At 53.1% G+C, this 11,118-nt stretch carries 11 protein-coding genes; 6 read left to right on the forward strand and 5 right to left on the reverse strand.

Annotation, left to right across the window (positions count from 1 at the left end):
* Nucleotides 1–16 precede the first annotated feature (16 nt).
* The 5 genes from pyrR to gshB all read right to left on the reverse strand — a co-directional run bounded on the left by pyrR (nucleotide 17) and on the right by gshB (nucleotide 3,573).
* Nucleotides 17–529: a bifunctional pyr operon transcriptional regulator/uracil phosphoribosyltransferase PyrR gene (pyrR, locus tag PLU01S_RS18125; RefSeq protein WP_010795394.1), complete on the reverse strand. Its 513-nt coding sequence runs from the start codon at nucleotides 527–529 to the stop codon at nucleotides 17–19.
* Complete coding sequence (ruvX, locus tag PLU01S_RS18130; RefSeq protein ID WP_125887764.1) at nucleotides 526–987, reverse strand: Holliday junction resolvase RuvX; 462 nt, start codon at nucleotides 985–987, stop codon at nucleotides 526–528. The genes pyrR and ruvX overlap by 4 nt, the downstream gene beginning before the upstream one ends.
* Nucleotides 988–1,557 carry a YqgE/AlgH family protein gene (locus tag PLU01S_RS18135; RefSeq protein WP_074824913.1) on the reverse strand — a complete coding sequence of 190 codons (570 nt, stop codon included), beginning with the start codon at nucleotides 1,555–1,557 and terminating at the stop codon, nucleotides 988–990.
* 51 nt (nucleotides 1,558–1,608) lie between these two features.
* Nucleotides 1,609–2,502 carry an energy transducer TonB gene (locus tag PLU01S_RS18140; protein ID WP_074824910.1) on the reverse strand — a complete coding sequence of 298 codons (894 nt, stop codon included), beginning with the start codon at nucleotides 2,500–2,502 and terminating at the stop codon, nucleotides 1,609–1,611.
* A 108-nt stretch (nucleotides 2,503–2,610) separates the two neighbouring features.
* On the reverse strand, nucleotides 2,611–3,573 hold the full coding sequence (gene gshB / locus PLU01S_RS18145) for a glutathione synthase (RefSeq protein WP_010795390.1): 963 nt from the start codon (nucleotides 3,571–3,573) through the stop codon (nucleotides 2,611–2,613).
* 229 nt (nucleotides 3,574–3,802) lie between these two features.
* Here gshB and pilG point away from each other — a divergent pair, with 229 nt between their 5' ends.
* From pilG to PLU01S_RS18175, 6 genes are all read left to right on the forward strand, one after another.
* A complete protein-coding gene (pilG, locus tag PLU01S_RS18150) occupies nucleotides 3,803–4,210 on the forward strand; it encodes a twitching motility response regulator PilG (RefSeq protein WP_010795389.1) in 408 nt (135 codons plus the stop codon).
* 39 nt (nucleotides 4,211–4,249) lie between these two features.
* Nucleotides 4,250–4,615, forward strand: a complete 366-nt coding sequence (gene pilH / locus PLU01S_RS18155; protein WP_074824908.1) for a twitching motility response regulator PilH — start codon at nucleotides 4,250–4,252, stop codon at nucleotides 4,613–4,615.
* A 24-nt stretch (nucleotides 4,616–4,639) separates the two neighbouring features.
* A complete protein-coding gene (locus PLU01S_RS18160) occupies nucleotides 4,640–5,176 on the forward strand; it encodes a chemotaxis protein CheW (protein WP_074824906.1) in 537 nt (178 codons plus the stop codon).
* Nucleotides 5,177–5,359: 183 nt separating this feature from the next.
* A complete protein-coding gene (locus PLU01S_RS18165; RefSeq protein ID WP_010795386.1) occupies nucleotides 5,360–7,390 on the forward strand; it encodes a methyl-accepting chemotaxis protein in 2,031 nt (676 codons plus the stop codon).
* Nucleotides 7,391–7,420: 30 nt separating this feature from the next.
* Nucleotides 7,421–8,305 (forward strand): CheR family methyltransferase, encoded by an 885-nt coding sequence (locus PLU01S_RS18170; protein WP_074824903.1) that lies wholly within the window; start codon nucleotides 7,421–7,423, stop codon nucleotides 8,303–8,305.
* 19 nt (nucleotides 8,306–8,324) lie between these two features.
* Nucleotides 8,325–11,118, forward strand: a 2,794-nt coding sequence (locus PLU01S_RS18175) for a FimL-related protein (RefSeq protein WP_174588323.1), incomplete at its 3' end; no start/stop codon positions are given.

An 11,118-nucleotide genomic window follows, 5' to 3' on the forward strand; every position in this document is an offset into this window, starting at 1 on the left:
CGGTAAGCCTTGAGTGTCAAATAGCAGAAGAAAGGGCTTTTCGTTCAAAGGCCAGGGGAGTAGGCCCTGTCAGCTTGATGCGCTCATCCGGACCCAAGGGAAGCGTTTGACCAACGATGTCGGGGCGAATAGGAAGTTCGCGCGCCTCCAGATCCAATAGGCAGACGAGGGTCACGCTGGCTGGGCGGCCATAATCGAACAATTCATTCAATGCCGCACGAATGGTGCGCCCGGTCATAAGCACATCGTCAACCAGAACAAGGTGCCTGCCTTCTATTTCAAAGGGGAGGGCAGAGGGTTGTACCTGTGGATGCAACCCATTCTGAGTAAAGTCATCCCGATAGAATGAAACATCCAGGGTGCCTAGAGGCCATTCATTTTGAAGAGCATCCAGTAGCGCTTGAGCAACCCAGACACCTCCGGTTCGGATTCCCACCAAGCAGGGTTCGCTAATACCCTTGCGCTCAAGGTGGCGAGTCAATTGATCCGCCATTTGCGGAATTAGATCGGTAGGATTCGGGGTGCTCATGCATTCTCCTGCGGAGGCTCGGGTTTGACCGTCTCGGCTTGGGCAGTAAGCCAGCCTTCAAGGAGCATGGCAGCGGCCAAGGCGTCGACAGGGCGCTCACGGTAACCATCACGCTGGCCTTGGGCAAGACGTACACCCTTGGCTTCGTATGTGGTCAGGCGCTCATCGTAGGTGTAAACAGGTAGATTGAATCGACCATTGAGGCGTCGTGCGAATTTCTCCGCACGTGTACTCATCTCGCTAGACGTACCGTCCATATTCAATGGAAGGCCCACTACCAGCGCATCGGGTTGCCATTCTTTAAGCAGGCTCTCAACCTTCGACCAGTCCGGCACACCATTTTGTGCTTTGAGAATGCATAGCTCTCGAGCTTGGCCTGTTACAGGCTGGCCCACCGCAACGCCTATCTGGCGCGTGCCGTAGTCAAATCCCAGTACCAGTTTAAATGAGGAAATCATTCAGGCATGACCCGATTGGCTGGTCAATAAGGATAGGTTGATACCTAGCTGGGCCGCTGCTGCTTTCAAACGAAGCTCACTGGGAACATTGAACAGAATGGATAGATCGGCCTCGCAGGTAAGCCAGGCATTTTCAGCCAGCTCGACTTCAAGCTGGCCTGCTTCCCACCCAGCGTAGCCCAAGGCAATCAGGTGCTGCTCGGGCCCGTGGCCATCGGCTATGGAAAACAAGATGTCCTGAGAGGTGGAAAGTGCCAGCTCACCCAGCTCCAGTGTTGCCTGGAATTGCGGGCCGGATGGATGAAGAACAAAGCCGCGCTCGACTTGCACTGGTCCGCCGTTATAAATGGCAGTGCTTCTCGAGGAAAGCGGCGGCGCTTCATCAGGGCGCAGCTGTTCCAGAACATCTTCCAGATTTAATGCGCTTGGCTTGTTGATGATAATGCCCATGGCACCATCCTCGCCGTGCTCAACCAGATAGATGAGCGTCTGGGCAAAGTTGGAGTCCGCCATGTGCGGCATAGCGATCAAAAGATGGTTTTTGAGGTATTGCGGAGTGCTAGCGTTCATGCTGCTAGTTTCTAGCTTCACGTAGGAAGCTTCAAGCCTAACTCAACAACATTATTGGCTGGCGAGTCGGTCTCCACGCTCAAAGCGCCATGTCCGTATGATTTCAAGCCTGTCGATATCGCTGAGGTCTCCGCTAAACGGGGCAAATGGCGCAGCCAGGCGCACAATGCGCAGGGCGGCCTGATCAAGCACGGTCTGTCCAGAGGACTCGAGGATTTGAACCTCGTAAAGCGAGCCGTCTCGGTTGATAGAGACCAGCAGACGAAGACTTCCGTAAAGTCGTTCTCGGCGGGCTTGTTCTGGATAGTTCAGGTTGCCGACGCGTTCGATCTTCTTGCGCCAGTCTTCCTTGTACCAGGCGCCTTTGTCCTTCATGGTAGAGGCTGCATTGATCCGGTAGATCTTTGGCCGCTTGGCATACTGCTGACGCTCTTGGGAAAGCTGGGCCTCAAGGCTGGCTATTTCGCTTGAGATCTGAGAATTATCAAAGTGAGGTGTTTCTCGGGCGACAGCTTCTGGCTCGGGTTTTTCTTTCCGAGTAGGTGCTTTGTCCTGACGTGCCGACTTGGTCGTGACGGCGGCCTTGGGGGTCTTGGGTTCAGTGGTTTGCCGAGGGGAAGTCGGCTTGACGGCAGGCTTTATCTCGCTGTCCTTGAATGGCACCTCTTCTGTAGTGCTGGGGGCCAGTGCCTTATCAAGCGTGCCGCTGCCCTGCTGATTTTCCTGGGCCAGAAAATCCGCTTTCTCCGGCGCCTTGTCGCTCTTGAATGAGGCGAGTGTAATCTCAAGGGACTTGCTGACTTCACTAGGTTCCGGCATGGAAAAGCCCAAACCCAAAATCAGAACGACATGAACCAGTGCCGCTATAAAGAGGGTAAAGCCAAGACGGTCTGCAGGGCGAACGGCAGAGGCGGCAGGCAGCGTATTTGGGATAGCGGCATTCATGATGAGTAGTTGAGATTACGCTATGAGAAAACTGCTAACCGGCAGGACGATCCTGTCTTGCCGGTTGATGACTATTTGAGGAAGTCTGAAGAGAGTTGGGACAAATGTCTATCGTCCAGGTCTCATCGCCACCTTCTTTTCGATGACATCCATCAGCCGCTCAGCGATGCGGGTATCGTAGGCGTTATCAATTTCCCGAATACAGGTAGGGCTGGTCACGTTGATTTCTGTCAGATGCTCGCCAATTACATCCAGTCCTACAAATAGTAGGCCACGCTTGCGAAGCTCAGGTCCTACCTTAGCCGCGATCTCTCTGTCCCTGTCAGACAAGGGCTGCGCGACACCCCGGCCACCCGCCGCCAGATTGCCTCGGGTTTCGCCTTGAGCCGGTATTCTGGCAAGGCAGTACTCCACGGGTTCGCCATCGATCATGAGTACACGCTTGTCGCCACTCTTGATAGCCGGTAGGTAGCGCTGCGCAATGATCTGTTGTGTTCCGTGCTGTGTCAGCGTTTCCAGTATGACCGACAGGTTTGGGTCGCCTTCGCGGTGTCTGAAGATGGACGAGCCACCCATTCCATCAAGCGGCTTGAGGATGACGTCCTGATGGGTTTGGGCAAATTCCCGAATCAAGTCGGCACGTCGACTGACCAGTGTAGGGGGTGTCAATTCTGGGAATAAAGTGGCAAAAAATTTCTCATTGCAGTCGCGAAGGCTGGAGGGCTTGTTAACAATCAACGATCCTTCCCGCTCTGCCTGTTCCAACATATAAGTAGCATAGACATACTCATTGTCGAAGGGTGGATCCTTGCGCATCAGAATGACGTCTAAGTCTGCAAGAGGAATGTCCAGCTCATCATGCAGGTCGTACCAGTGTTCAGAATTTTGATGTACCTTCAATAAACGGCAGCGCGCACGAGATTTGCCGTCAAGGTGGTACAGGTCCTGCATCTCCATGTAATGTAGTGTCCATCCACGCGCCTGAGCAGCCCACAACATGGCAAGGGAACTGTCTTTTTTGTAGGCAATATGGGCAATGGGATCCATAACTATCCCGATGCGTATGCTCATTGATCGATTCTCCAAAGCAAACGGTTTGACGGCTCTGATCGGCCGACACTGATGAGTGCTCAGAGTGGCGATAGCGCGCTTAGTTATCAAGAAAAACCGGTAGTCCGGTGGTTAATAGATAGACCCTGTAGACTGTGCTAAAAAGATTCGATTTCCAGCCGATAGCTTAAAAGGGCTGGAATGCATTGATAAAGGCGTCATAACTCGCCTATGTGGTGGTAAAGCAAACATGGAACAGTACTCCGAAGGTCTGAAGGTAATGGTAATCGATGATTCGAAAACGATTCGTCGAACCGCCGAGACGCTTCTCAAGAAAGTAGGCTGCGAAGTTATTACTGCCGTCGATGGATTCGATGCGCTCGCAAAAATTGCGGATAACCATCCCAACATCATTTTCGTTGATATCATGATGCCTCGTTTGGACGGTTATCAGACCTGTGCGCTTATCAAGAACAATAGCGCATTCAAATCGACGCCGGTCATCATGCTTTCTTCGCGTGACGGCCTCTTTGACAAGGCTAAGGGTCGGATCGTTGGGTCCGATCAATACCTGACCAAACCGTTCAGCAAAGAAGAGCTGATCGGCGCAATAAAAAACCATGTGCCTAATTTTACCCCAGTCGAGCATACGTCCTGAGGCGTCTGGTTCGTGGTACTGACCAAGTAGGATTCGAAAATGGCTAGAATTTTGATAGTCGATGATTCACCGACTGAAATGTACAAGCTGACCGCCATGCTGGAAAAGCACGGCCATCAGGTTCTCAAGGCTGAAAACGGTGCTGATGGCGTTGCCTTGGCTCGTCAGGAAAAGCCCGATGTCGTTCTGATGGACATCGTGATGCCCGGTCTGAACGGTTTTCAGGCAACCCGTCAGTTAACCAAGGACAGCGAAACCAGCCAGATCCCTGTCGTTATCGTGACGACCAAGGATCAGGAGACCGACAAGGTCTGGGGCAAGCGTCAAGGTGCGCGTGATTATCTGACGAAGCCGATTGATGAAGACACATTGTTGAAAACCTTGGCTGGTGTACTCCGCGCTTAAGGTCATTCAAGGCAGGATCTTCATATGAATGGAAGCCATACTCCTTATACCCTTTTCGCTCAGATCGATCAGCGATGCCGGGACTTGGCGGCGGGATTGCCTGCTCAGCAGGAGGTGGTGCGCTCATGGAGCGGGGTCGGGTTCCGTATGGGAGGCCGTCTGTTTGTTGCTCCAATGGGGGAGGTGAGCGAAATTCTCCATGAGCCTCGTTATACCCTTTTACCTGGCGTAAAAAGCTGGGTGAAGGGTGTAGCCAATGTTCGCGGACGCTTGCTTCCCTTGATGGATCTCAATGGATTTCTGGGCGGCGAGTCATCGTCTGTTCGTGCTCAGCGCCGTGTTCTGGTTGTTGATCACCAGGACATTTATGCTGGACTGATCGTCGATGAAGTGTTTGGTATGCAACATTTTTCAATCACTTCCTTCAGTGAAAAGTCCGCTGCGCCGATAGAAAAGCTAGAGGCTTTCATTCACGGGGTTTTTATCCGGGAATCGGAGTGGTTGGTTTTCAGTCCACACGCACTGGTTCAACACCAGCAGTTTTTAAACGTTGCCGCTTAGCGCACAACGTAACATCAGTATCGCCACGCTTCTCTGTATAAGACATGCAGGCGGACACATCCATGCTGAACGAGAGCCAGTCAAGCTGGCCATCTAATTGCATGGGCAATGGATTGTGGGGCCAAATGAATTGGCTTTATCACAAAGGAATATGCAATAAACCGGTCCAGGCGGGGGCCAGCAATGAAGAAAACGAGTACGGGGAAAACGAGTCCTTTGGTCGCCGGCCTTTTTGTCGCGCTGATCATTTCAATTGTTCTGCTTTTCGCAAACTTCGCGTATCTCAGTACGCAAGCCAACCACGATAAGCAATATCTTGAGCATGCGGGTGAGTTGCGTGTTCTCTCACAGCGTATTTCCACCAACGCGAGTGAGGCTGCAACAGGTAAGCCCGAGGCATTCAATCAGCTTAAGGCGGCTCGTAACGAGTTCGAAAGACGCTGGGATATCTTGCGTAACGGTAATGAGCTAGCAGGTTTGCCGCCTTCTTCATTGTCTGTTGCCCCACAAATGGAAGCGGTACAGGCTGAATGGGATCGTGTCCGGAAAAGTGCGGATGACATTACGGCCAGTGAGCAGACCGTACTATCATTGCATCAGCTTGCGACTACGCTTGCCCAGACGATTCCCCAGTTGCAGGTAGAGTACGATGAGATCGTTAACATCCTGCTGGAGCGTAAGGCACCCGCTGAACAAGTAGCGGTCGCGCAACGTCAGTCACTCCTGGCTGAGCGTATTCTGGGTTCGGTTAACAAGGTGCTGGCTGGCGATCAGTCTGCTGTTCAGGCCGCCGATAGTTTCGGTCGTGATGCCAGTATGTTTGGCCGTGTCTTGAACGCGATGCTTGAAGGCAACGCTTCGATGAACATCGCAAAAGTGACTGACCCCGAAGCTGTTAGCCGTTTGAATGAGGTTAACGAGCTGTTTGAATTCGTTTCCGGCAACGTGGACGAAATTCTCGGTACGTCTTCTGAACTGCTTGTCGTTCGTGAAGCAGCCAACCAGATTTTTGCCAGTTCACAGCAGCTTTTGACCAAAGCGTCGGATCTGGCGCAAGGTTATGGCAACGTAACGGCTGAGCGACGTATCAACGTCCTCGGTAACTACGTTCTGGGCCTTATCGCGTTGGTATCGATTATTTCAATCGGTCTTATCATTGTAAAAGAAGCACGTCAGCGTCTGGCTGAAACCAATGAAAAGAACCAGCGTAACCAGGCTGCGATTCTTCGCTTGCTTGACGAAATTGCAGACCTTGCCGACGGTGACCTGACCGTAGAGGCAACCGTTACCGAAGACTTTACAGGGGCGATTGCTGACTCGATCAACTACTCGATCGACCAGTTGCGTGACCTGGTTAAAACCATTAACCAGACAGCGGTTCAGGTATCGGCAGCTGCTCAGGAAACTCAGTCAACCGCTATTCATCTGGCGGAGGCTTCCGAGCACCAGGCGCAGGAAATCGCCGGGGCTTCTGCCGCAGTTAACGAAATGGCAGTTTCTATTGACCAGGTATCGGCCAACGCCTCCGAGTCGACTGCGGTAGCAGAGCGCTCTGTATCCATTGCAAACAAGGGCAACCAGGTCGTACATAATACGATCGTGGGCATGGATAACATCCGTGAGCAGATTCAGGACACCTCCAAGCGGATCAAGCGACTGGGTGAGTCCTCCCAAGAGATCGGTGACATCGTTAGCTTGATTAACGACATTGCCGACCAGACAAACATTCTGGCCCTTAATGCGGCCATCCAGGCTTCGATGGCCGGTGATGCGGGTCGCGGCTTCGCCGTGGTAGCCGATGAAGTTCAACGTCTTGCTGAGCGTTCCTCTGGCGCAACCAAGCAGATCGAAGCCCTTGTAAAAGCGATTCAGACTGATACCAACGAAGCTGTTATTTCCATGGAACAAACGACCTCCGAAGTAGTTCGTGGTGCCTCTCTGGCCCAGGACGCGGGTGTGGCGCTCGAGGAAATTGAAAAGGTTTCCAGAGCGTTGGCAGGTCTGATCCAGAACATTTCCAATGCTGCGCGTCAGCAGGCGTCGTCTGCAGGTCACATCTCGAACACCATGAACGTCATTCAGGAAATTACTTCGCAAACCTCTGCCGGTACTACCGCTACCGCTCGTAGCATTGGAGACCTGGCGAAGATGGCGAATGAAATGAGACGTTCGGTTTCGGGCTTCAAGCTGCCAGAAGATCAGTCTCCTAGCTAAGTGCATAGCTCGTACGGAGCGGCGAGAGGTATGGACGCTATCGCAACGAATGTCGAGCATCCCCAGGGCTGGAGTTTCCAGCCCTCAATGGAAATGCTGCCAAGCGAATTCATCGCTTGGCAGCATTTGCTTGAGAGTCGTGTTGGGATTGTTATCGATATCGCGAGGCGCCCATTTTTTCAGACCCATTTGACGAGCCGTATGCGAGCGCTGGGTATCAACGATTACGCAGACTACTATCGATATGTAACACGGGGAGTGACGGGCACAAGGGAATGGACTGATCTGCTGAATCACTTAACCACGCAGTTCACTCAGTTTTTTCGCCACCTTCCTTCCTTCGAGACGTTGGAGGCTTATTTGAGTCAGCGTATCCAATTGGACAGCGAGGCAACCTTGTCTTTGTGGAGTGTGGGTTGCTCCAGTGGAGAAGAAGCTTACTCAATGGCAATAACGGCCTCAGAGACCTTCCGCAAGGCGGGTTTATCCGAGCGCTACGGTGTCTTTGCTACAGACATTAGTTCACATGCCTTGAGCAACGCTCGTCTTGGAATATATGCCTCTGAGAAAGTTAAGCATTTAGATAGTTCGCTGCTTGATCGCTATTTTTCAAATCATGCAGATGGAACGTTTTCCATAGCTTCCGCTTTGAAAGCTCGCCTGTGTTGCGCGCGATTGAATGTGCTCGAGCTTGGTAGAACACCCATATCTGGCATGGATGTCATTTTCTGTCAAAACCTGCTCATTTATTTTCGTCGGTGGCTTCGTAAGGACATTCTCAATCAGCTTGTCAGCAAGCTGAACCCCGGCGGACTTTTAGTAATTGGCGTGGGAGAGGTCACTGGCTGGAGTCATCCAGACCTGATCCCGGTCGCTGATGAGCGTGTTTTGGCTTTTACCCGCAGGGTAGCTTAACGGTATGAATGGAGTGAATATGGCAGATCGGCACGATTATGTCGCTCTGGAGTGGGTGAAGGGTGAGATTGCCGAAACGCTGAAGCAAGCCCAGCATGCACTTGAAGCTTTCGTTGAGAATCCTCAGGACACTACCCGGATTCGCTTCTGCCTGACCTACATTCACCAGGTCCACGGCACCCTGCAGATGGTCGAGTTCTATGGCGCGGCGCTGCTTGCCGAAGAAATGGAGCGGCTGGCCGAGGTGCTTCAGAACGATCCGGTAGCAGCCCAGAGTGATGCGCTTGAAGTTCTGATGCGAGCCATCTTGCAACTTCCATCCTATCTGGATCGCATTCTCGGTGCCCGTCGCGACCTGCCGATGATGGTGCTGCCGCTTCTGAATGAACTGCGTGCAGTCAGAGGCGAGAAGCCTTTATCCGAGGTTAACTTCTTCTCGCCAGCTTCTCCGCCTCTTGTACCGCTTCTCGAGCCCGAAGAGCTGGCTCGCAGACAAGCAACCGATTGGCCGGTAGTCGTACGCAAACTCCGTCAGGTTTTACAGGTTGCACAAGTCAGCCTGTTCCGTAACCAAGGTGTTGCCAGTCACCTCAATTATCTGACGAAGGTGTTCGAGCGTCTTGAGCATTTATGCGCAGGCAGTCCGCTTGGCGAGTTGTGGCCGATGGCTTCTGCTCTGATTGAAGGACTCAGCGCTGGCGTCTTCGAGAACGATAGCCGCGTACGTGTATTTCTGCGTCGCATCGATAATGAGCTGAAGCGGCTGCTGGCAAGCGGAACAGCGGCACTCAATGTGCCAGCTTCTTATGATCTGACACGCGATCTGCTTTTCTATCTGGGCCAAGCTACAAGCGATACGCCCCGAATCAAGGAAATAAAGGCTCTCTACAAGCTCGAAGAAGCCCTGCAGATTTCAGGGCAGGGTTATACTGGAAACAATGGAAGCATTGGTCCGGATCGCGATGCGATGCGCTCCGTGGTGACAGCTCTATGCGAAGAGCTGGTGCGCATCAAGGACAGCCTTGATTTGTATGTACGTAGCGACCGTCAGCAGTCTAGCGAGCTGGGCGCACTGCTGCTTCCCTTGAAGCAAATTGCAGACACGTTGGCTGTCCTGGGCTTTGGCCAGCCGCGTCGCGTTATTCTGGATCAGATCGATCAGGTCTCGGCGCTGGCCGCTGGGGATGTGCCCAGTACCGATTCTGCGCTCATGGATATCGCAGGTGCGTTGCTTTATGTCGAGGCAACACTGGCGGGCATGATTGGCGTGACGGATCATGGCGATGATGAGGAGTCTCATCTTCCCACGACAGACGTTGCCCAGGTACATCAGCTTGTCATTAGAGAGGCGCGTAACGGTCTTGAGCAGACCAAAGATGCCATTATCGAATTCATAGCCTCTCAATGGAATCATGAGCATTTGTTGCCGATTCCCCAGTTGCTGACCCAGGTTCGAGGCGGCCTGGGCATGATTCCTCTGGAGCGTGCAGCAGGCCTGGTTGAGGCATGTAATCGCTATATTCAGCAAGAGCTCCTGGCTCGCCAGGTCGTTCCAGACTGGCAGAGCTTGGACACGCTGGCAGATGCTATTACCAGTGTCGAATATTACCTTGAACGTCTCGCTGACGACTCCAATGCACAGCAGGAGCTGATTCTTGATGTAGCAGAGGAGAGCATGGAAACCTTGGGCTATCCCTTGGTATCCAGTTCGACTGATGTGCCTCTGGTTATAGAGGAAATCGCTACAGAGCCGACGCCGGACGCAAGCGCTGACAGCGCTATGAGCGATGCTGATGCAGGGGTTGAAGAGCCTGCCCACGCTGAAGCGGTTGATTCGCTCGAAAGCAGCTCTCCTGAAGCCAGCACCGCTTCTGGTGTTGACGGCCAACAGCAGGACGCCACATCACTTGAGCCGATGGCGGAGGAGGCGCTTTCTCACGAGCCCTCGACAGAGCCAGAACTGCCTGCCGACGCAGCTACCGGTGCCTTGGAAGCCAGTGATGACGCGCAAGAGACCACTGCGTCTCTGGATGCAACGCAGCCGACTGAGGCTGAGGCGTTACCTGAGCACGTCGATACAGTAGCTGACGCCTCTCTCCCCAGTCATGGCGAAGAGACTGATATGGATCTGGGGGATGTCATGGCCTCCCCTGTGCAGGCTATCAATCCGCCTGCAAAAGAAGTTCCTCCCTCTATTCTTCCTCCTCCTGTTGAGGAGGAGCCTGTCGATGAAGATTTGAGAGAAGTCTTCATCGAAGAGGCAGAAGAAGTGCTCGAAACGCTTAACACGTATATTCCCCGCTGGTTGGCTAATGCCTCGGATCGTGAAGCGTTATCTGAGAGCCGTCGAGCCTTCCATACGCTGAAGGGTAGCGGGCGCATGGTGCGCGCCTTGATCATTGGCGAACTCTCATGGGCGGTTGAAAACCTTCTCAACCGTGTCATCGACCACAGTGTAGAAACCTCTGCTGATATTCAGCATGTAGTAAACGAGGTCCTACAGCTACTGCCGCAGCTGATTGATGAGTACGAGCTGAATGCTCAGCGTCAGCGTAACGATGTCGATTACCTTGCAGCGGCGGCTCATGCGCTGGCCCGCGGGCTTCCGATTCCAGACGCGTTTGAGTCTTCTGAACAGGTAGAGCCTGCCTCTGAGGTTGAGCCCGGTTCTCAGGATGAAAATGCTGATGTTGAGGCTCCGGTTACGTCTGTAGACCATGCTGAAGAGCCAGAGCCAGAGCCAGAGCCAGAGCCAGAGCCAGAGCCAGAGCCAGAGCCAGAGCCAGAGCCAGAGCCAGAGCCAGAGCCAGAGC

This window comes from Pseudomonas luteola NBRC 103146 (genome assembly GCF_002091675.1).
Lineage (GTDB): Bacteria > Pseudomonadota > Gammaproteobacteria > Pseudomonadales > Pseudomonadaceae > Chryseomonas > Chryseomonas luteola.